Origin of the sequence: Histidinibacterium aquaticum (genome assembly GCF_008710275.1) — a bacterium.
Classification (GTDB): domain Bacteria; phylum Pseudomonadota; class Alphaproteobacteria; order Rhodobacterales; family Rhodobacteraceae; genus Oceanicola; species Oceanicola aquaticus.
Genome location: NZ_VYQE01000003.1, coordinates 572,943 through 592,671, shown reverse-complemented (window position 1 = coordinate 592,671; position 19,729 = coordinate 572,943). Strand labels below are relative to the sequence as shown.

Below are 19,729 nucleotides of genomic sequence, written 5' to 3'. Positions count from 1 at the left end.
GAGGACCCGTCCCGCATGGCCAAACGGTCCCCCGAGGCAGAGCCGCAGTTTTCACAGCCCCGTCGCCCGGTCACGCTCATGCTGATCGTGCTGGCGCTCGTCGCCGTGGGTGTCTGGTTCGCCCTTCCGCGGGTGGGGCCGGTCTTCGCCGCGAACCCCTACCTCAACGGCTTCATCGGCCTCGTCTTCGTGGTGGGCGTGGGCTACGTCTTCCTGCAGGTCGCGCAGATCATCCAGTCGGTGCGCTGGATCGAGGGCTTCGCGGCGGAACGTCCGGGACACGACCTGACCTCGCCGCCGGGCCTGCTGGCGCCGCTCGCGACGCTCCTGCGATCACGGGGCGCGCGGATGCAGCTCTCGGCGACCTCTTCACGCTCGATCCTGGAGTCCGTGGCGCAGCGGATCGACGAGGACCGCGAGATCTCGCGCTATATCGTCAACCTGCTGATCTTCCTCGGTCTTCTGGGCACCTTCTACGGGCTCGCGACGACCGTGCCCGGGCTCGTGCAGACCATCGGCTCGCTCTCCGCCGAAGAGGGCGAGAGCGGCGCGGACATCTTCAACCGGCTGCAGGACGGGCTGCAGACGCAGCTGGGCGGCATGGGCGTGGCCTTCGCCTCCTCGCTGCTCGGCCTCGCCGGTTCGCTGGTCCTCGGCCTGCTGGAGCTGCTGGCCGGCCACGGGCAGAACCGCTTCTACCGCGAGCTGGAGGAATGGCTCTCCACCATCACCCGCGTCGGCATCTCTGGCGAGGAGGGCGGCGGCGAGGCCGGGGTCATGGGCCAGGTGATCGACAACCTCGCCGAGCAGATGGAAGCGCTGCAGATGATGTTCACCCAGACCGACATCGGCCGCGCGGCGGTCGACGAGCGTCTGGGCGATCTCGCCGCCTCGATGGAGGCGCTGGCCCAGAAGATGGAGGCGGGCACGACCCTCTCCGACCAGCTCGGACGCGTGGCCGAAGGGCAGGAGCGTCTCATTAAAGTGATCTCCGACAGCGGCATCGAGGGGATCGACGCGGAAAGCCGGATGCGGCTAAGGAGCATCGACGTGCAGCTCCTGCGCATCCTCGAGGAGATGGCCGCCGGCCGTCAGGAGGTTGTCGAGGACCTGCGCACGGACCTCGCGGCGCTGGGCCGCTCGATGAGAGGCCGCGCGACGGAACGGGAAGGGTAGGCGATGGCGCTCAGCCGCAGATCGGGCGCACGGTTCCAGGCGTCGATCTGGCCGGGCTTCGTCGACGCGATGACCGGCCTTCTACTGGTCCTGATGTTCGTCATCACGATCTTCATGGTCCTGCAGTTCACCCTGCGCGAGACCATCACCGGCCAGGACGACCGGATCTCGGAACTGACCGACCAGGTCGCCTCGCTGTCAAACGCGCTGGGACTCGAGCGCGACCGCTCCGCCGGCCTCGCGCAACGGGTTGGCAGCCTCACGACCTCGCTCGACGCCGCCGGAGAGGCGCGGGACGCCGCGCAGTCTCGGATCGCCGCGCTGGAGTCCGACCTCGCCGACCGCGCCGAGGCGCTGGAGCAGGCGCGCTCCCGCATCACCGGCTTCGAGGCCCAGGTCGCCGGACTTCGCCGCGAACGCGACACGGCGCAGGCCACGGTGGACGAGCAGGCCGAGCAGATCACCGCCTTCGAGGCGGAGGTGGCGGGGCTGCTCGCCGACCGTTCCGACGCCCGGGACCGGATCGCGGCGCTGGAAGAACGGGCCGAGACCGCCGAGGCCCGGCAGGAGGAGCTCCTCTCCGAACAGGAGCAGCTGAACCTCGCCCTGGCCCAGGCCCGCGACGAGATCGACGAGAGCACCGAGGCGGCCCGTCTCGCCGCTGCCCGCCGCGAGGCGCTTCAGGCGCTGGTCGAGGACCTGCGCCGCGAACAGTCCCAGAGCGACGAGGCCCTGGCCGAGCTGCGCACCGCTCGCGCCGAGGATGCCGAGCGTCTGACCGAACTGGAGGAAGAGCGGCTGGCAGAAGCCGCCGCCGCGGAGGCCCTGCGCGAACGGCTCGCGAACGCCGACGAAGAACTCACCGCGATGACCCTGGCGCTGGAGGAACAGCGCCGCGAGGCCGAGGAGACCCTGACGCTCCTCGCGGCCGCCGAGTCCGCCAAGGCGGAGGTCGACGAAGAACTGGCCGCGGCGATGGTGCTGCAGGATCAACTGCGCGAGCGCATGTCTGCGGTTGCCGAGGACCGCGACCGGCTTGACGCGCGGCTGCTGGCGGCCCTCGACCTCGTGGACTCGACCGAGGAAGAGCTGGCCGCCGCCGAAGAGTCCCTCGCCGCCATGCGGTCCGGCAGGGACGATCTCGACAGCCGCCTCGCAACTGCGCTGCTGGCCCAGCGGGAGGCCGTGAGCCGCGCCGAGAGCGCCGAGGCGGAGGTGGAGGATCTCGATGCCCGTCTCGCCGCCGCCGTCTCCGGGCAGGAAGCGATGCAGGAGGAACTCGCGGCGGCCCGCTCCGAGGCCGAGTCCCTCTCGGTCCGGCTGGCCGCCGCGCTGGCGCAGGGCACGACGGCGGAGGACCAGCTGGAGGCCGCCCGGACCGCCCTCGACGAGGCGCTGGCCGAAGCGGAGGCGACCGAGGCCGAGATGCAGGAGCGTCTCGCCGACGCACTGCTTGCCCGCCAGACCGCCGAGGCCGAGCTCACCGCCGCCCTCGCCGCGAGCGAGGCCCGCGCGACCGAACTCGCCGCGGAGCGCGACGCGGCGCAGGAGGAGGTGGCGGAGCTTCAGGCCACGACCGAGACACGGGTCCAGGACCTCTCCACCCGGCTCGCCGCGGCGCTGACTGCTCAGGAAACCGCCGAGGCCGATCTGGACGCCGCCCGCGCCGCGCTGGAAGAGGCGCTGGCCGACAGCGAGACGGAGATCGCCGAGGTCGAGCAGCGGCTCGCCTCCGCCGTCATGGCCCGCGAGGCGCTGCAGGCCGAGCTCGAGGCGGCCCGCACCGAGGCAGCCGACCGCCGCACCGACCGCGCCACGCTGGAGGACCGCCTGGCCGAGGCGCTCCTCGCGCAGTCGCAGGCCGAGGAGGCCGTCGCCCAGACCGAGGCCCGGAGCGACGATCTTCGCGCCCGCCTCTCCGATGCGCTGGCGCGCGCCGAAGAGGCCGAGGGTCTCGCCGAGCGCCGGCTGACCGACGCCGAGCGCCGCGAGCGCCTGCTGGCGCAGGCCAACCGCGCCTTGACCGAGGAAGAGGCGCTCTCGGCCGAATCCCAGCGGCAGGTCGCTCTGCTCAACGAGCAGGTGGCCCAGCTCCGCGACCAGGTTGGCTCGCTCCAGACCCTGCTCAACATGGCCGAGGAAGAGGACCGCGCCGCCGACGTGCAGTTCGAGGCACTGGGGCAGCAGCTCAACACCGCGCTCGCCCGCGCCGCCCAGGCCGAACGCCGTCAGCGCGAGGCCGAGGCGGAGGCCCGGCGGCTGGCCGAGGCCGAGGCGGCGCGGCTGGCGCAGGAGGCGGAGAGCCTGGAGCGCTATCGCTCGGACTTCTTCGGCGAACTTCGGGCCCTGCTCGAGGACCGCGAAGGTGTGCGGATCGAGGGCGACCGCTTCGTCTTCTCCTCCGAGGTTCTCTTCCCGCCCGCGGGCGCCGAACTCAGCCAGGCGGGCCGCCAGCAGATCGCGGGGATCGCGGACCTGCTACGCGACATCGCCGACCAGATCCCGCCGGACATCGACTGGGTGATCCGCGTCGACGGGCATACCGACGACGTGCCGCTGAACCCCGGCGCGGCCTACGAGGACAACTGGGAACTTAGCCAGGCCCGGGCGCTCGCCGTCGTGCGCTATATGGAGGATTTCCTGGGCTTCCCGCCCGAACGGCTCGCCGCCAACGGGTTCGGCGAGTACCAGCCGCTGGTCGAGGGCGACAGCGCCGCGGCGCGCCAGGCGAACCGTCGGATCGAGCTGAAGCTGACCGAGCGCTAGGGCAGGGTCACGACCCGCACAAAGAAAAGCCCCCGCCGATGGCGGGGGCTTTTGTCGTTCAGACCGGTGCCGGACCTCAGTCCGCGGTGAGCAGCGGCGGCTTCTTCGAGGAGAGCTGCCGCTGGCCGGGCTCCTGCACCTGCAGGTCGATCTCGCCGTCCTTGACGGCCACCCGGACCAGTCCGCCCTTGGCGAGCTTGCCGAAGAGCAGCTCCTCCGCGAGGGGTTTCTTGATGTACTCCTGGATCACGCGGCCCAGGGGACGGGCGCCCATCTTGTCGTCGTAGCCCTTGTCGGCGAGCCAGGCGGCCGCATCCTTGGTCAGTTCGATGGACACGCCGCGGTCCATGAGCTGGGCCTCGAGCTGGAGGACGAACTTCTCGACCACCTGCAGGATCGTGTCCTTCGGCAGAGGGGCGAAGCTGATGACCGCGTCGAGACGGTTGCGGAACTCGGGCGTGAAGGTCCGCTCGATGGCGGCCGTATCCTCGCCCTCGCGCCGGTCGCGGCCGAAGCCGATGGCCTCTTTCGCCTGCTCCTGCGCGCCCGCGTTCGAGGTCATGATCAGGACCACGTTGCGGAAATCCACCGTCCGGCCGTTGTGGTCGGTCAGCTTGCCGTGGTCCATCACCTGCAGCAGGATGTTGTAGACATCCGGGTGCGCCTTCTCGATCTCGTCGAGCAGGAGCACGCAGTGCGGGTGCTGGTCCACGCCGTCCGTCAGCAGGCCGCCCTGGTCGAAGCCGACGTAGCCCGGAGGCGCGCCGATCAGGCGCGAGACCGCGTGCTTCTCCATGTACTCCGACATGTCGAAGCGCAGCATCTCGACGCCGAGGATCTGGCTCAGCTGCTTCGCGACCTCGGTCTTGCCGACGCCGGTGGGGCCGGCGAAGAGGTAGTTGCCGATCGGCTTCTCCGGCTCGCGCAGGCCCGCGCGGGCCAGCTTGATCGCCGAGGAGAGCGCGTCGATCGCCGGATCCTGGCCGAAGACCACCCGCTTGAGCGAGCCCTCGAGATCCTTGAGCACCTCCGCATCGTCCTTCGAGACGTTCTTGGGCGGGATGCGCGCGATCTTGGCGACGACCGCCTCGATCTCCTTCGGACCGATGGTCTTCCGGCGCTTGGATTCCGCGACCAGGTGCTGCGCGGCGCCGGCCTCGTCGATCACGTCGATGGCCTTGTCGGGCAGCTTGCGGTCGTTGATGTAGCGCGCGGAGAGTTCCACCGCCGACTTGATCGCGTCGTTGGTGTACTTGATCGAGTGGTGCTTCTCGAAATAGGGCTTCAGGCCGCGCAGGATCTTCACGCTGTCGTCGACCGTGGGTTCGGTGACATCGATCTTCTGGAACCGCCGGCTGAGCGCGCGGTCCTTCTCGAAGTGCTGGCGGAACTCCTTGTAGGTGGTGGAGCCCATGCAGCGCAGCTTGCCGCCCTGAAGCGCGGGCTTCAGGAGGTTCGAGGCGTCCATGGCCCCGCCGGAGGTCGCGCCGGCGCCGATCACGGTATGGATCTCGTCGATGAAGAGAACCGCGTCGGGATGCTCCTCGAGTTCGGTGACGACGGCCTTCAGCCGCTCCTCGAAATCGCCGCGGTAGCGGGTGCCGGCGAGTAGCGCGCCCATGTCGAGCGAGAAGATCGTCGCGCCGGAGAGCACGTCGGGCACTTCGCCGCCCACGATCTTGCGGGCGAGGCCCTCGGCGATGGCGGTCTTGCCGACGCCCGGGTCGCCCACGAGCAGCGGGTTGTTCTTGCGGCGGCGGCAGAGCACCTGCACGCAGCGCTCGACCTCGTGCTCGCGGCCGATGAGGGGATCGACGTCGCCCTGCCGCGCCTTGGCATTCAGGTCGACGCAGTACTTGCCGAGCGCGCTTTCTTCCTTGTCGCCGCCCTCGCTGGAGCTTGCCACCGTCTCGTCCTCCGCATCGGTGGCGGAGCCTTGCACGGGGCGGCTCTCGCCAAACGCCGGGTCCTTGGCGACCCCGTGGGCGATGAAGTTAACGGCATCGTAACGGGTCATGTCCTGCGCCTGCAGGAAGTAGGCGGCATTGCTCTCGCGCTCGGCGAAGATCGCGACGAGCACGTTGGCGCCGGTCACCTCGGTGCGGCCGGAGGACTGGACATGGATGGCGGCGCGCTGGATCACGCGCTGGAAGGCGGCCGTCGGCACGGCCTCGGACCCTTCGACCTCTGTCACCAGGGTCGAGAGATCCTCGTCGATGAATTCGTCGAGCGCGCGGCGGAGCTCGTCCAGGTCAACGGAACAGGCCTTCATCACCCTGGCGGCGTCGGGTTCGTCGATCAGGGCGAGGAGCAGGTGCTCCAGCGTGGCCAGTTCGTGGCGGCGCGCGTTGGCGAGCGCCAGCGCGGCGTGAATGGACTGCTCAAGGGTGGTCGAGAAAGACGGCACGGTGCGTGCTCCTTTCGCTTCGGGGTCGGAGCAGGGCAATTGGCGCCCCATCCGACCGTGGCCTCGTAACCTTAAAGTTCGCTTTCGACTGCGATCCTTCAAGGACTTTTTTGTCCGCCGCCGTTCACATCGCCTGCCCGGACATGTGAACGCGGGGGCGGGCGTGGAGGTTGCCGCAAATTGCGACAGCCCTGAATCAGAAGCGATCCTTGCGGGCTCTGACTTCGGCGAAGACCTCGACGTCGGACGCGTCGCTCATGCCGATCGCGGACTTCAGTCCGGGCTCGTCGGCGCGCAGGAAGGGGTTCGTTTCCAGCTCTTCCTTGAGGGTCGAGGGAACAGTGGGTTGGTTCCGGGAGCGGGCCTCGTCGACGGCCCGTGCACGAGAGATAAGCTGCGGATTGTCCGGTTCAATAGTGAGGGCGAACCGGGCGTTGTTGGCCGTGTATTCGTGTCCCGAGCATATCACGGTTTCGGGCGGCAGCGCGCGGAGCTTTCGCAGGCTGCCCCACATCTGCTCCGGCGTGCCCTCGAAGACACGCCCGCATCCCAGCGCCATGAGGCTGTCGGCGGTGAAGGCGTACCCGGAGGAGGGGAAGTGGAAGGCGATGTGTCCGACGGTGTGGCCCGAGACGTCGAGGACCGCGACATGCTCGCCGCAGACGGTCAGGGTGTCGCCCTCGGCGACCGCGATGTCGAGTGGGGGAAGGCGGTGGGCGTCGGCGCCCGCGCCGATCACCCGCGCACCGGGGCGCAGCGGCTCCAGCCCCTCGACATGGTCGGTATGGTGATGCGTCAGAAGGATTTCCGAGAGGGTCCAGCCGCGGGACTGCAGCTCGGCCTGGATCGGCTCGGCCTCGGGGGCGTCGATCAGCGCCGTGGCCCCTGTTCCGGCGTCGTGGACGAGGAAGGCGTAGTTGTCGCTGCGACAGGGAATCGTGACGAGGTCCAGGGTCATGGCGCTCTGCTCCTGCGATGCTATGGTCCCGCCCAGCGTGACGTGACGGGGCCCCGCCTGCAATGCATCTCGATGTGGTCGATCTCCGCGCCTTCTATTACCGCAGCGCGCTCGGCCGCGCGGCCCAGCGGGTGATCCGGGACGAGCTCTGCCGAATGTGGCGCAAGCGGACCGGCCTCACGGTCGTGGGCTTCGGATTCGCCGTTCCGCTTCTGCGGCCCTTCCTGTCGGACTCCCGCCGGGTCGTGGCGCTGATGCCCGGGCCGCAGGGAGTGATGCCCTGGCCCGCGGGGATGCCCAACGTCAGCGTGCTCTGCCAGGAGACGCTCTGGCCCATTCCCTCGGGGACGGTCGACCGCCTCGTGCTGCTTCACGGGCTGGAGACCTCGGAGCATCCCACGGCGGTGCTGGAGGAGACCTGGCGCGTGCTCGCCCCCGAGGGGCGGGTGGTCGCCATCGTTCCCAACCGGGCGGGACTCTGGTCGCGCTCGGACCGGACGCCCTTCGGATACGGGCGGCCCTATTCGCTGGGCCAGCTGGAGACCCAGCTGCGCGGCCACCGCTTCCAGATCGAGCAGGCGGTCTCGACGCTCTACCAGCCGCCCAGCGTCCGGAAGGGCTGGCGCAAGTCGGCGGCCTGGATGGAAGGCGTGGGGCGGCACATTCCCGTCTTCAAGGCGGGCGGCGTGCTGATGGTGGAGGCGACGAAGCAGGTCGCGCCGCCCATGCGGCCTGGGCTCTCGGAAGCGGTCAAACGTCCGCTCAAGGTGCTCGAAGGGATCGGCACGCCCGCGCCGGAGCCCTCGCGCCGTCAGACCGCGTGGTCGATCTCCGAGGCGACCTCGCGGTCGAAGTAGATCTCCGGCTCCTCGTTGATCGCGCCCTCGACGGTGCCGTCGCGCTTCTCGTGCCGCTTGCCGAGGTCGATCCGAAGGATGTGGGTGGCGAGATCGGCGCGGATCTCGCCGGAGCGCCCGACGTCCTCCGCCGTGAGCCGGTCGCGGTCGGAGAGATAGACGTCGATCCAGGCGCTGCTGGCGATGCCGGTATCGAGCTGGGCCCGGGCGCTGCCGTGGACCACGTGCAGCCGTCCCGAGGGGTGGTCGGCGAACTCCAGGCTGAGCACGTCGCGCGGATCGAGGAGGGAGACGACCTCGGCCTCCTCGGCGGTCCGGGCGGGATCGATGTCGAGCGTCAGGTTGAAGGCCTCGGCCGCCTGCGGATCCCGTTCCTCGACCTCTTCGGCGAGCACCGTTTCAGCGGGTTCGGCCGGGGCGGCGGCGCTCGCGTCTCTAGGCGGCGCCGTCTCGAGAACCGAGAACTCGGGCAGCGGACCCGTCTCCTCGTGGACCTCCCGCGGCCCGCCTGACGGGGCGCGGCCCGACATCCGCCGGAGCGTTGTCAGGGCGGCGAGGCAGAAGCCTGCGGCGACGAGTCCGTAGATGAGCGAGTCGAATGGCATGCCGGTCTTTCCTGGTGTCGGACCCGGACGCTAGGAGCGGATCCCGGCGAGAATTTGTCGGCATTTGGAAGACTGAGCGCCCTCAGCGGAGGCCCGCCGATCGGAGGGCGCGGGGGCGGGCGGATGCCCGCCGGATGGTGCAAAGAGTCGCACCTTGGAACCCCGATGCGATAACCTTGCGCAACGGGGTTTTCGCAGGCTTTGCGGCGGCGGCTTGGCGGTTGCCCCACCCATGAGCCTCTGCTACATGGCCGATGATTTCGCGGCCCGAAGGCTTTCGGGCGGCTCAGACCGCCTGAACCGCCCCACATGCTGCCGGGCCGGGCCGGGCCAAGATACGGAAGGGTGGACGTGTCCGAACCAGCTTCGATCTCGACCGGCATCGCGCACCGCTATGCCACCGCCGTCTTCGAGCTTTCCAAGGATGAGGGAGCCCTCGATCAGCTCTCCGGGGATCTGGACACGCTCGAGGCCGCGCTCAACGAAAGTGCCGACCTGCGTGACCTGATCCGCTCGCCGATCTACTCGCGCGAGGCGCAGGAGAAGGCGATCATCGCCGTCGCCGAGAAGATGGAGCTGAGCGCGACGCTCCGCAACGTCCTCGGACTGATGGCCCAGAAGCGGCGTCTCTTCGTCGTCCCGCACATGATCCGCGACCTGCGCGACATGCTCTCCAAGGAGCGTGGCGAGGTGCAGGCCGACGTGATCTCGGCCAAGGCCCTGACCAAGACCCAGGCCGAAAAGCTCTCCAAGACCCTGGCGGAGCGCGTGGGCGCGAAGATCAAGATCAACCAGACCGTCGATGAAAGCCTCATTGGCGGTCTCGTCATCAAAGTGGGCTCCAGGATGATCGACACCTCGATCAAGTCGAAACTGGCCCATCTCCAGAACAGCATGAAAGAGGCCCGGTAATGGCGATCCAAGCAGCGGAAATCTCTGCGATCCTCAAGGACCAGATCAAGAACTTCGGCCAGGATGCCGAAGTGGCCGAGGTGGGTCGCGTTCTGAGCGTCGGCGACGGCATCGCCCGCGTCTACGGCCTCGACAACATCCAGGCCGGCGAGATGGTCGAGTTTCCCGGCGGCATCCAAGGGATGGCGCTGAACCTCGAGACCGACAACGTCGGCGTCGTGATCTTCGGCTCCGACCGGGACATCAAGGAAGGCGACACCGTCAAGCGCACGAACTCCATCGTGGACGTGCCGGCGGGCGAGGGTCTTCTGGGCCGCGTCGTTGACGGTCTCGGCCAGCCGCTGGACGGCAAGGGCGAGATCAAGGCCACCGAGCGCCGCGTCGCGGACGTGAAGGCCCCGGGCATCATCCCGCGGAAGTCCGTGCACGAGCCCATGGCGACCGGCCTCAAGGCCATCGACGCCATGATCCCGATCGGCCGCGGCCAGCGTGAGCTCATCATCGGCGACCGCCAGACCGGCAAGACCGCCGTCGCGATGGACACGATCCTCAACCAGAAGAGCTACAACGACGCCGCAGGCGACGACGAGAGCCAGAAGCTCTACTGCGTCTACGTGGCCGTCGGCCAGAAGCGCTCGACCGTGGCCCAGCTGGTGAAGCGCCTCGAGGAGACCGGCGCGATCGAGTATTCGATCGTCATCGCCGCGACCGCCTCCGACCCGGCGCCGATGCAGTTCCTCGCGCCCTATGCGGCCACCGCCATGGCCGAGTACTTCCGCGACAACGGCAAGCACGCCCTCATCGTCTACGACGACCTCTCCAAGCAGGCCGTGGCCTACCGCCAGATGTCCCTGCTGCTCCGCCGCCCGCCGGGCCGCGAAGCCTACCCGGGCGACGTCTTCTACCTGCACTCCCGCCTGCTGGAGCGTTCGGCGAAGCTCAACGAGGATCACGGCGCCGGTTCGCTGACCGCGCTGCCGATCATCGAAACCCAGGGCGGCGACGTCTCGGCCTTCATTCCGACCAACGTGATCTCGATCACCGACGGCCAGATCTTCCTCGAGACCGACCTGTTCTACCAGGGCATCCGCCCGGCCGTGAACACCGGTCTGTCCGTGTCGCGCGTCGGCTCCTCGGCCCAGACCAACTCGATGAAGTCGGTCGCGGGCCCGGTGAAGCTCGAGCTCGCCCAGTACCGCGAGATGGCGGCCTTCGCCCAGTTCGGCTCGGACCTCGACGCCTCGACCCAGCAGCTGCTGAACCGCGGCGCGCGCCTGACCGAGCTGATGAAGCAGCCGCAGTACTCGCCGCTCACCAACGCCGAGATCGTCTGCGTCATCTACGCCGGCACCGAGGGCTACCTCGACAAGCTGCCGGTCGACCGGGTCGGCGCCTTCGAGAGCGGGTTGCTCAACCACCTGCGCAACAACCGCCGCGACATCCTCGACTGGATCACCGCCGAGGATCCCAAGATCAAGGGCGACGCCGCGGACAAGCTCAAGGGCGCGATCGACGAGTTCTCCAAGGACTTCGAGTAAGGACCTGAGATGGCCAACCTCAAGGACCTGAAAAACCGGATCGAGAGCGTCAAGTCGACGCGCAAGATCACGAAGGCCATGCAGATGGTCGCGGCGGCCAAGCTCCGCCGCGCCCAGGAGGCCGCCGAGATGGCGCGCCCCTATGCCGAGCGTTTCAACGCGGTGATGGCGCAGCTCGCGAAGTCCGTGGGCGACAGCGACACCGCGCCGAAGCTGCTGTCGGGCACCGGCAAGGACGACACGCACCTGCTGGTGGTGATGACGGCGGAGCGGGGCCTCTGCGGCGGCTTCAACTCCAACATCGCCAAGCTCGCCAAGGCGCGGGCGGACGAACTGCTGGGCCAGGGCAAGACGGTGAAGATCCTCACCGTCGGCAAGAAGGGCCGCGACGTGCTGCGCCGCACCCACTCCGAGTATTTCGTCGGCAACGTCGATCTCACCGAGGTGAAGCGCGTGGGCTACGAGAATGCCCAGGAGATCGCCCAGGACGTGCTCGACCGCTTCGACGGCGGCGAGTTCGACGTGTGCACGATCTTCTACTCGATCTTCCACAACGTCGTCTCGCAGGAGCCGACGGCGCAGCAGATCATCCCGGCCGATTTCGAGGCCGATGAGGGCGAGGAGCAGGGCACCCAGACGCTCTACGACTACGAGCCCTCCGAAGAGGAGATCCTCGCCGATCTCCTGCCGCGCGGCGTGGCGACACAGATCTTCTCGGCCCTGCTCGAGAACGGCGCCTCTGAACAGGGCGCCCGGATGAGCGCGATGGACAACGCGACGCGCAACGCCGGCGAGATGATCGACAAGCTGACGATCGAGTACAACCGCACCCGTCAGGCGGTCATCACCAACGAGCTGATCGAAATCATTTCGGGCGCCGAGGCGCTCTAAGGGAACCGGAGACGAAACATGGCAAACCCAACCGGCAAGGTGACCCAGGTGATCGGCGCGGTCGTCGACGTGCAGTTCGACGAGCATCTGCCCGCGATCCTGAACGCGCTCACCACCGACAACCACGGCAAGACCCTCGTGCTCGAGGTCGCCCAGCACCTGGGTGAATCGACCGTCCGCACCATCGCGATGGACTCCACCGAGGGTCTCGTCCGCGGCCAGACCGTGCAGGACAGCGGCGAGCCGATCTCGGTTCCCGTCGGCACCGCGACGCTCGGCCGGATCCTCAACGTCGTCGGCGAGCCCGTCGACGAGAAGGGCCCCGTCGAAGCCCAGGAGCGCCGCCCGATCCACGCCGAGGCGCCGGACTTCAGCCAGCAGTCCACCGCCTCCGAGATCCTGGTGACCGGCATCAAGGTCGTCGACCTGCTCGCCCCCTACTCCAAGGGCGGCAAGATCGGCCTCTTCGGCGGCGCCGGCGTGGGCAAGACGGTGCTCATCCAGGAGCTCATCAACAACATCGCCAAGGTGCACTCGGGCTACTCGGTCTTCGCCGGCGTCGGCGAGCGGACCCGCGAGGGCAACGACCTCTTCTACGAGATGATCGAGGGCGGCGTCATCAACCCCGACAACCTCGAGGAATCCAAGGTGGCGCTGGTCTACGGCCAGATGAACGAGCCTCCGGGCGCCCGCGCCCGCGTCGCGCTGACCGGCCTGACGCTCGCCGAGCAGTTCCGCGACCAGTCGGGCACCGACGTGCTCTTCTTCGTCGACAACATCTTCCGCTTCACCCAGGCGGGCTCCGAGGTTTCGGCGCTCCTGGGCCGTATCCCCTCCGCCGTGGGCTACCAGCCGACGCTGGCCACGGACATGGGCGCCCTGCAGGAGCGGATCACCTCCACGAAGGCCGGCTCGATCACCTCCGTGCAGGCGATCTACGTGCCCGCGGACGACCTTACAGACCCGGCTCCGGCGACCTCCTTCGCCCACCTCGACGCCACCACCGTGCTGTCGCGCTCGATCTCCGAGCTCGGCATCTACCCGGCGGTGGACCCTCTCGACTCCACCTCGCGGATCCTCGATCCGCAGGTCGTCGGCGAGGAGCACTACCAGGTGGCGCGTGACGTGCAGGGTATCCTTCAGCGCTACAAGTCGCTGCAGGACATCATCGCCATTCTCGGGATGGACGAGCTCTCGGAAGAGGACAAGCTGACCGTGGCCCGCGCCCGGAAGATCCAGCGCTTCCTCTCCCAGCCCTTCGACGTCGCCAAGGTCTTCACCGGCGTGGACGGGGTGCAGGTGCCGCTGGAAGAGACGATCTCCTCCTTCAAGGCGGTCGTGGCCGGCGAGTACGACCACCTGCCCGAGGCCGCCTTCTACATGGTTGGCGGCATCAAGGAGGCCGTCGCCAAGGCCGAGCGCATGGCTTCGGCCGCGTAAGGAGCTGAAATGGCTGACGCATTCACATTCGACCTCGTGAGCCCCGAGCGGCGCCTGGCGCGGCTCGAGGTCTCGGAGGTCTCGATCCCGGGGTCGGACGGCGACATGACGGCGATGCCTGATCATGCGCCGACGCTGACGACCCTGCGGCCGGGCCTCCTCCGGGCCGTCCACTCGGGCGGTACCGACGAATACGTGGTCTCCGGGGGCTTCGCCGAAATCGGCGCCTCGGGCATCACCGTGCTGGCCGAACAGGCCCTGCCGCGCGAGGAAATGACCCAGGAGGTCTACGACCGCCTGATCGAGGAGGCGCGCCGCGCCCACGAGAAGGCCAAGGAGACCTTCGAGAACGAGCCGGGCCCGGTGGACGACGCCGCCAAGCTCCTCTCGGACATGGTCGCAGTGGGCACCCACATCGGGCTCTCGCCCTCGCAGTCCAACCTCTGATCCGATCCACCGGATCGCGACGAAAGCGGCCCCCTCGGGGGCCGTTTCTCGTTCGGGGTCCGAGACAGCGGTGCGCCTTCGGTGCGCTGGATGAGCCCGTGCCCGCCTTCGGCGGTCCCGGGCGGTGGGAGGCCCGGCGGGCGCTCTCGCTGTTTCGGCCGTTTGGCGGGAGGGTTGGCGTCGGGGCCTCCGGCGGAGGTATTTGGAGCTAGATGAAGAACAGGGCGCACGGATTTGGCCCGGGTCGCCTTGGGAGGCGCCGGGATGGAGGCCCTTCGGGCCGATCTCGCTGTCGTTCCGGTCGGGAAGGAACGGTATGGGCCGTGGAGGGACGTCACCCCCTCCAGGGTCGGATGCGCAAAGGACCCGCCCCGAGGGGCCGGCCGACCGCGATATGTCCACATGGCGCGGGGGTGTGAGTCCCGCGGATCGATCGCGGAGAGGTCTAGCGCGGCCGGGTTAACGAATGCCTCGACCGCCGGCCGGCGCCGTTGCGTCGCAGCTTGACGCAGGGAAAGCCCGGGCGCATGGGACTGGCATGTCGCGGCCCATGGTCTTCATCCTTCTCACCCTGCTGATCGACGCGATCGGCATCGGCATCGTCTTCCCGATCCTGCCGGAGCTGATGATGCGCGTGGGGGCTGGGTCGACGGCCGAAGGCTCGGTCTGGGGCGGGTTGCTGATGGCCGCCTACGCAGGCACCCAGTTCCTGTTCGCGCCGGCGGTCGGCGGGCTCTCGGACGCCCGGGGACGCAAGCCGGTGCTGGTCGCGGCCCTTGCCCTGCTGGCCCTCGACTACGTCATCATGGCGCTCGCCGGGTCCTTCTGGCTCCTGCTCCTGGGCCGGGCGCTCGCGGGGATGTCGGGGGCGACCTACGTCACCGCGACGGCCTATATCGCCGACATCTCGGCCCGGGAGGACCGCGCGGCGAACTTCGGCCTGATCGGCGCGGCCTTCGGGGTGGGCTTCGTCCTGGGGCCGGTGCTGGGCGGGCTCGCCGCCACCTGGCACGTCACGGCCCCTTTCTGGATCGCGGCGGGTCTGTCGGGCGCGGCGGCGCTCTTCGGGATCTTCGTCCTGCCGGAGAGCCTTAAGCCCCAGAACCGCCGTCCCTTCCGGCGCGCCGATCTGGACCCCTTTGCCGCAATCCTCCGCGCCTTCCGGGTGCCGGAGCTGGCCCTGCCGCTCGCCATGCTCTTCGTCTTCGAGTTCGCCAACATGGTCTACCCGACGATCTGGGCCTTCTGGCTCACCGCGCTCTTCGGCTGGACCCCGGCGGCCATCGGACTGAGCCTCGCGGGCTACGGCCTGGGCGTGGCGGTGACCCAGGGGCTGGTGATCCGGCCCTGCATCCGGCTGCTGGGCGAGAGCGGAACGCTGCGGCTTGCGCTGTTCTCGGGGCTGGCGGCGCTCGTGGGCTTCGGCGTCACGCGGGAGGTCTGGATGGTCTTCGTCTTCCTGCCCTTCGCCTGCCTGGCGGACATGGCGCCGGCGACGATGACGGCGCTTGCCGCCAATCGCGTGGGCGAGGACAGGCAGGGCCTCGTGCAGGGGGTGATCGCCGCGCTGGCGGCGGTTTCGGCGGTGCTCGCGCCGCTGGCCGTCACGGCGGTCTTCGAGACCTACGCGGACGGGCAGGGCCTCTGGTTGCCGGGGGCGCCCTTCCTCTTCGCCGCGGTGCTGCTCGCCTGCATCCTCCCGTTCCTGCCGCGGCTGACCGGCCCGGGCGCCGGTCCGGTGCCGAAAACGCCGTAGTCTCCGCCGCCCCGTCCCGGTAGGGTCCCCCGGGGGACGGGACATGAAGAAACTGCGCAACCACCTGATCGGCATCGATTCCGGCGAGGAGGCGATGTTCGAGGATTTCCGCGACGGCGGCCCGATGTGGTCCGGCGAAGGTCCGCGCGAGGCGCGCCGCGAGGTGCGCTTCTCGGAGAGCTACCGCGCGCCGCCCTCGGTGCAGGTGGCGCTGACCATGTGGGACATCGCCGCCGGGGCGAATGCCCGCGCCGACGTCGGCGTCGAGGCGGTGACCCCGGAGGGGTTCACGATCGTCTTCCGGACCTGGGGCGACAGCCGCATCGCGCGGGTGCGCGTCGGTTGGCAGGCGATCGGCGAGCTGCGGTACTCCGACGACTGGGAGGTCGACTGACGGACCGGCTCAGTCGAGCAGCTCTGTGACCCAGTGCGGAACGGTTTCGGTCGCCGGGCCCAGGCGGCGTTCGTCGAAGGGCGCGCCGCTGGGCTCGAGCGTCAGCTCCACGGTGCGCGCGCCGTAGGCCGTGGCCATCTCGACGAAGCCCGCGGCCGGGTAGACCTGTCCCGAGGTGCCGATGGCGGCGAAGAGTTCGGCCTCCGAGAGCGCCGCATCGATCTCGTCCAGGTGGTGCGGCATCTCGCCGAACCACACGACGTCCGGGCGGGCAGTCCGCTCGCCGCAGGCGGGGCAGGGGGTGGTCTCGTCCATCTCCATCGGCGCGGGCCAGCGGTGGCCGCAGGCGGCGCAGAGGGCGCCCTTGAGGCGTCCGTGCATGTGCAGGGGCCGGGCTCCGGCCTCCTCGTGCAGGTCATCGACGTTCTGGGTCACCAGGGTCACCCGGTGCCGCCGGTCCGATTGGAGCCGTGCGAGCGCCGTGTGGGCGGCGTTGGGCCGGGCCTTGGCCGCCTCTTCCCGTCGCATGCGGTAGAAGGCGTGGACGCCGGCCGGGTCGCGGGCATGGGCCTCGGGGGTGGCCACGTCCTCGATCCGGTAACGGGACCAGATCCCGCCCTTGTCGCGGAAGGTGCCTAGGCCGCTCTCGGCGGATATCCCGGCACCGGTGAGAATGACGATGTTCATGGCGCGAATTCCGCTAGACTGCTGCCCGGGAGCCTAGCGGGGAGGACACCGTGAAGACACCCTGGCATGTCTGGGTCGTGGGCGGCGTGTCGCTGCTCTGGAACAGCGGCGGCGCGATCGACTACCTTATGCTTCGATTCCGCGTCGAGGCTTATACCGGCCAGCTGACGGAGGCCCAGCTCGGCTTCTTCGAGAGCCTGCCCGTCTGGGCCTCGATCGGTTGGGCGCTCGGGGTCTGGGGCGCCTGGATCGGCTCGGTGCTGCTGCTCTTGCGCTCGCGGTTCGCGGGGACCGCCTTCGCGCTGTCGCTGCTCGGCATCGGCGTGAACTCGATCTACACCTACGGACTGGCCGGGGCCGAGGTCGACGCCGGGATGGGGGCGGTTCAGGCCTGGTTCGCGGTCGCCATCGTCGTGATCACGGCGGGGCTGCTGTTCTACGCCCGGGCCATGGCCCGGCGCGGCGTCCTGCGCTGAGGGCCGAGCCTCAGCTGCAGATCGCCCGCGCGGTCTGGACGAAGTTGTCGTAGCGATCCCACATCCGCTCGGCCGCCGGACGGTCGTCCAGCTTCATCGCCTGGAGCTCTTCGGGATCCTCGAAGTAGTTCGCCGCGGCGCGCTGCTCGGCCGGGGTGAGCGTGTTGCCCGCGACCTGGTCGATGCAGCCGCAGACCCGCGGGTTGGCCGCCGAGCGTCCCGCCGCGAGGCAGGCCTCACCCACCGCGCCCGTCGGTCGCGCGCCGCCGCCCCCGCAGGAGCTCAAGGTGAGAACTGCCAGAATGAGAATAAGCCGATGCATGGTCCTGCCCCCGGACTCCGCCGCCCTGGTGTGCCCGATTCATCGCACCGCGCCCCAGATTTTTTGAGGGTGTCGCGGGCGTCTTGCCTGTAGCAGGATCATGCCTGTTCGATGCCGCCCCCGCAAGACGGTCAGGGCGTGCGGGGCAATGAAACCGTCACATGGGCGTGATTGAGTGCCACCGAGGACCAGGGGATCAGACCGATGGACGACGAGAACGAGGGCGGGCGCGACTGGCTGGAAGCGGAGCTCGCCGACACACTGGACGAGGACTACGAGATCGAGCTGGAGGACGCCCAGCTCTCGATGAAGATCCGCGAGATCTACCGCGAGGCCCATGTCGAGACGCTGCCGCGCGGCGAGTACTTCCACTCCCTGCTGCGGCTTCAGGCGGAGCTCATCAAGCTGCAGGACTGGATCGTCCACACCGGCGAGAAGGCCGTCATCATCTTCGAGGGCCGCGACAGTGCCGGGAAGGGCGGGGTCATCAAGCGCATCACCCAGCGTCTGAACCCGCGCGTGGTGCGGACCGTCGCGCTGCCTGCGCCCTCCGACCGGGAGAAGACGCAGTGGTACTTTCAGCGCTACGTCCCGCATCTGCCGGCGGGGGGCGAGATCGTGCTCTTCGACCGCTCCTGGTACAACCGGGCGGGGGTCGAGCGGGTGATGGGCTTCGCGGACGAGGACCAGGTCGAGGACTTCTTCCGCGACGTGCCAGAGTTCGAGCGGATGCTGGTGCGCTCCGGCATCCGGCTGGTGAAATACTGGTTCTCGGTCACCGACGAAGAGCAGCAGATGCGCTTTCTCATGCGCATCCACGATCCGCTCAAGCAGTGGAAGCTTTCGCCCATGGACCTGCAGAGCCGCGTCCGCTGGGAGGATTACACCAAGGCCAAGGAGGAGATGTTCGCCCGGACGAACATCCCCGAGGCGCCATGGTACATCGTGCCGGGCAACGACAAGAAGCGCGCCCGGCTGAACTGCATCGATCACCTCCTGACGCTCTTTCCCTACGAGGAAGTGCCTCAAGAGGAGATCGAGCTGCCCGAGCGGGTCTACAACTCCGACTATGAGCGGGCGACTCTGCCGCCCGAGCTCTACGTGCCGTCGAAGTACTGACCTATTCGGGGGACGCGCCGCAGCTCCAGAAGCCGCGGTAGCCGACCCGCGGGCCCTCTTCCATGTCGAAGACGAGCTCCGCGTCGGAGCGCCAGTCGGCCTCGTCGCCGAGCTCCCGGACCGTCATGCTCGCGCCCTCCGCGCTGAACTGCTGCCCGTCGCCCTCGAGCGGGACGATGACGTTGTTCAGGAGCATGGCGCCGGCGTCGCCTTCGGCCGTGGCCCAGAGGATCGGGTCTGACTCGGGAGAGCGGTGGAAGCGGCAGGCGTCCTCGCCCAGCTCGACGACCTCTCCGGCCTGTTCGGCCTCCAGCGGCGCGGGGTCGAGCGCGGCGACCAGCGCGCGGTCCACGGCATTGTCCACGGTCCCCGTCTCGGGCGGCGCGTCCTCGTAGATGTCATCGACCACGTTGCCCGCGCCGACATCGGCGATGAGGTAGCGCATCTCGGCGATCTCGCGGCGCTGGGCGGCGATGATCTCGTCGGCGAGCTTGCGCACGCGGGCATCCTCGATCTGCGCGCGCTCGGACGTCATCACGGCGATGGAGTGGTGCGGGATCATCGCGCGCATGTAGCTGGGTCCGGAGACCGTGACCTGGCTGCGCACCAGCCAGAGGAAGAGGGCGAAGGCCGCGATGGCCCCCGCGAAGATCGCGATGTTGAGGGTCCGGTTGCCGTACATGCCCAGCATGAAGGCGAGCATGATCACGGCCATGGTCGCCCCCATGACCACCGCCATGTAGGCGCGGGTCTCGGAGAAGAAGAGATGCTCCCAGGCGTAGGTGTTCAGGTACATCAGGGCGAACATCACCAGGGTCGAGGTCAGGATCATCAGTCCGAAGCGGATGTAGGACATGGGCGTGTCTCCTTCCGACGGTGTCGTGTCGTAAGGAAAACGGGCTGCAGCCGGGGGGAGGTTCCGGGCGCGCGGCTCGGCTTCCCCTCGGCCCGTGGTCTGCTACATGGGGCCGGACACGT

18 protein-coding genes are annotated in these 19,729 nt (G+C 69.0%); 12 read left to right on the top strand and 6 right to left on the bottom strand.

From position 1 onward, the window contains the following. Nucleotides 1–15: 15 nt before the first annotated feature. Both F3S47_RS12365 and F3S47_RS12360 read left to right on the top strand, forming a co-directional pair. Nucleotides 16–1,176: a biopolymer transporter ExbB gene (locus F3S47_RS12365; RefSeq protein ID WP_150445560.1), complete on the top strand. Its 1,161-nt coding sequence runs from the start codon at nt 16–18 to the stop codon at nt 1,174–1,176. A 3-nt stretch (nt 1,177–1,179) separates the two neighbouring features. Then, a complete protein-coding gene (locus F3S47_RS12360; RefSeq protein ID WP_150445559.1) occupies nt 1,180–3,942 on the top strand; it encodes a peptidoglycan -binding protein in 2,763 nt (920 codons plus the stop codon). A gap of 76 nt (nt 3,943–4,018) precedes the next feature. Here the strand turns inward: F3S47_RS12360 and clpA are convergent, their stop codons facing one another. Beyond that, complete coding sequence (gene clpA / locus F3S47_RS12355; RefSeq protein WP_150445558.1) at nt 4,019–6,349, bottom strand: ATP-dependent Clp protease ATP-binding subunit ClpA; 2,331 nt, start codon at nt 6,347–6,349, stop codon at nt 4,019–4,021. A 196-nt stretch (nt 6,350–6,545) separates the two neighbouring features. Then, a complete protein-coding gene (gloB, locus tag F3S47_RS12350; RefSeq protein WP_150445557.1) occupies nt 6,546–7,307 on the bottom strand; it encodes a hydroxyacylglutathione hydrolase in 762 nt (253 codons plus the stop codon). Between the two features lie 62 nt (nt 7,308–7,369). Here gloB and F3S47_RS12345 point away from each other — a divergent pair, with 62 nt between their 5' ends. Beyond that, entirely contained in the window at nt 7,370–8,164 is a 795-nt protein-coding gene (locus F3S47_RS12345; RefSeq protein WP_150445556.1) for a class I SAM-dependent methyltransferase, read from the top strand. Here the strand turns inward: F3S47_RS12345 and F3S47_RS12340 are convergent. Beyond that, nucleotides 8,119–8,769: a hypothetical protein gene (locus F3S47_RS12340; RefSeq protein WP_150445555.1), complete on the bottom strand. Its 651-nt coding sequence runs from the start codon at nt 8,767–8,769 to the stop codon at nt 8,119–8,121. The genes F3S47_RS12345 and F3S47_RS12340 overlap by 46 nt on opposite strands. Nucleotides 8,770–9,114: 345 nt before the next feature. Between F3S47_RS12340 and F3S47_RS12335 the strand changes: the two genes are divergently transcribed. From F3S47_RS12335 to F3S47_RS12305, 7 genes are all read left to right on the top strand, one after another. Continuing rightward, nucleotides 9,115–9,681 carry a F0F1 ATP synthase subunit delta gene (locus F3S47_RS12335; protein ID WP_150445554.1) on the top strand — a complete coding sequence of 189 codons (567 nt, stop codon included), beginning with the start codon at nt 9,115–9,117 and terminating at the stop codon, nt 9,679–9,681. Then, nucleotides 9,681–11,219, top strand: a complete 1,539-nt coding sequence (atpA, locus tag F3S47_RS12330) for a F0F1 ATP synthase subunit alpha (RefSeq protein WP_150445553.1) — start codon at nt 9,681–9,683, stop codon at nt 11,217–11,219. The genes F3S47_RS12335 and atpA overlap by 1 nt, the downstream gene beginning before the upstream one ends. 9 nt (nt 11,220–11,228) lie before the next feature. Continuing rightward, nucleotides 11,229–12,110, top strand: coding sequence for a F0F1 ATP synthase subunit gamma (locus F3S47_RS12325; protein WP_150445552.1), 882 nt, complete (start codon nt 11,229–11,231; stop codon nt 12,108–12,110). 18 nt (nt 12,111–12,128) lie between these two features. Beyond that, the gene (atpD, locus tag F3S47_RS12320; protein ID WP_150445551.1) at nt 12,129–13,550 is read left to right on the top strand and encodes a F0F1 ATP synthase subunit beta; all 1,422 of its coding nucleotides are present in this window, start codon (nt 12,129–12,131) and stop codon (nt 13,548–13,550) included. A gap of 9 nt (nt 13,551–13,559) precedes the next feature. Then, nucleotides 13,560–13,997 (top strand): F0F1 ATP synthase subunit epsilon, encoded by a 438-nt coding sequence (locus F3S47_RS12315; protein WP_150445550.1) that lies wholly within the window; start codon nt 13,560–13,562, stop codon nt 13,995–13,997. Nucleotides 13,998–14,535: 538 nt separating this feature from the next. Then, nucleotides 14,536–15,753, top strand: coding sequence for an MFS transporter (locus F3S47_RS12310; protein ID WP_150445549.1), 1,218 nt, complete (start codon nt 14,536–14,538; stop codon nt 15,751–15,753). A gap of 43 nt (nt 15,754–15,796) precedes the next feature. Next, nucleotides 15,797–16,147 carry an H-type lectin domain-containing protein gene (locus F3S47_RS12305; RefSeq protein ID WP_150445548.1) on the top strand — a complete coding sequence of 117 codons (351 nt, stop codon included), beginning with the start codon at nt 15,797–15,799 and terminating at the stop codon, nt 16,145–16,147. Nucleotides 16,148–16,156: 9 nt separating this feature from the next. Here the strand turns inward: F3S47_RS12305 and F3S47_RS12300 are convergent, their stop codons facing one another. Further along, nucleotides 16,157–16,834, bottom strand: a complete 678-nt coding sequence (locus F3S47_RS12300; RefSeq protein ID WP_150445547.1) for an NAD-dependent deacylase — start codon at nt 16,832–16,834, stop codon at nt 16,157–16,159. Nucleotides 16,835–16,884: 50 nt separating this feature from the next. Between F3S47_RS12300 and F3S47_RS12295 the strand changes: the two genes are divergently transcribed. After that, entirely contained in the window at nt 16,885–17,310 is a 426-nt protein-coding gene (locus F3S47_RS12295; protein WP_150445546.1) for a hypothetical protein, read from the top strand. A gap of 10 nt (nt 17,311–17,320) precedes the next feature. Here the strand turns inward: F3S47_RS12295 and F3S47_RS12290 are convergent, their stop codons facing one another. Beyond that, entirely contained in the window at nt 17,321–17,632 is a 312-nt protein-coding gene (locus F3S47_RS12290; RefSeq protein ID WP_150445545.1) for an arginine transporter, read from the bottom strand. A 204-nt stretch (nt 17,633–17,836) separates the two neighbouring features. Between F3S47_RS12290 and ppk2 the strand changes: the two genes are divergently transcribed. After that, nucleotides 17,837–18,751 (top strand): polyphosphate kinase 2, encoded by a 915-nt coding sequence (ppk2, locus tag F3S47_RS12285; RefSeq protein ID WP_150445544.1) that lies wholly within the window; start codon nt 17,837–17,839, stop codon nt 18,749–18,751. A 1-nt stretch (nt 18,752) separates the two neighbouring features. Here the strand turns inward: ppk2 and F3S47_RS12280 are convergent, their stop codons facing one another. Then, nucleotides 18,753–19,607, bottom strand: coding sequence for a DUF305 domain-containing protein (locus tag F3S47_RS12280; protein WP_150445543.1), 855 nt, complete (start codon nt 19,605–19,607; stop codon nt 18,753–18,755). Between the last annotated feature and the right edge of the window lie 122 nt (nt 19,608–19,729).

Bases quoted from the DNA above. Each gene is read 5' to 3' on its own strand.
- F3S47_RS12365 (WP_150445560.1), top strand. From the start codon at position 16: ATGGCCAAACGGTCCCCCGAGGCAGAGCCGCAGTTTTCACAGCCCCGT.
- F3S47_RS12360 (WP_150445559.1), top strand. From the start codon at position 1,180: ATGGCGCTCAGCCGCAGATCGGGCGCACGGTTCCAGGCGTCGATCTGG.
- gloB (WP_150445557.1), bottom strand. From the start codon at position 7,307: ATGACCCTGGACCTCGTCACGATTCCCTGTCGCAGCGACAACTACGCC.
- F3S47_RS12345 (WP_150445556.1), top strand. From the start codon at position 7,370: ATGCATCTCGATGTGGTCGATCTCCGCGCCTTCTATTACCGCAGCGCG.
- F3S47_RS12340 (WP_150445555.1), bottom strand. From the start codon at position 8,769: ATGCCATTCGACTCGCTCATCTACGGACTCGTCGCCGCAGGCTTCTGC.
- atpA (WP_150445553.1), top strand. From the start codon at position 9,681: ATGGCGATCCAAGCAGCGGAAATCTCTGCGATCCTCAAGGACCAGATC.
- F3S47_RS12325 (WP_150445552.1), top strand. From the start codon at position 11,229: ATGGCCAACCTCAAGGACCTGAAAAACCGGATCGAGAGCGTCAAGTCG.
- atpD (WP_150445551.1), top strand. From the start codon at position 12,129: ATGGCAAACCCAACCGGCAAGGTGACCCAGGTGATCGGCGCGGTCGTC.
- F3S47_RS12315 (WP_150445550.1), top strand. From the start codon at position 13,560: ATGGCTGACGCATTCACATTCGACCTCGTGAGCCCCGAGCGGCGCCTG.
- F3S47_RS12310 (WP_150445549.1), top strand. From the start codon at position 14,536: ATGTCGCGGCCCATGGTCTTCATCCTTCTCACCCTGCTGATCGACGCG.
- F3S47_RS12305 (WP_150445548.1), top strand. From the start codon at position 15,797: ATGAAGAAACTGCGCAACCACCTGATCGGCATCGATTCCGGCGAGGAG.
- F3S47_RS12300 (WP_150445547.1), bottom strand. From the start codon at position 16,834: ATGAACATCGTCATTCTCACCGGTGCCGGGATATCCGCCGAGAGCGGC.
- F3S47_RS12290 (WP_150445545.1), bottom strand. From the start codon at position 17,632: ATGCATCGGCTTATTCTCATTCTGGCAGTTCTCACCTTGAGCTCCTGC.
- ppk2 (WP_150445544.1), top strand. From the start codon at position 17,837: ATGGACGACGAGAACGAGGGCGGGCGCGACTGGCTGGAAGCGGAGCTC.
- F3S47_RS12280 (WP_150445543.1), bottom strand. From the start codon at position 19,607: ATGTCCTACATCCGCTTCGGACTGATGATCCTGACCTCGACCCTGGTG.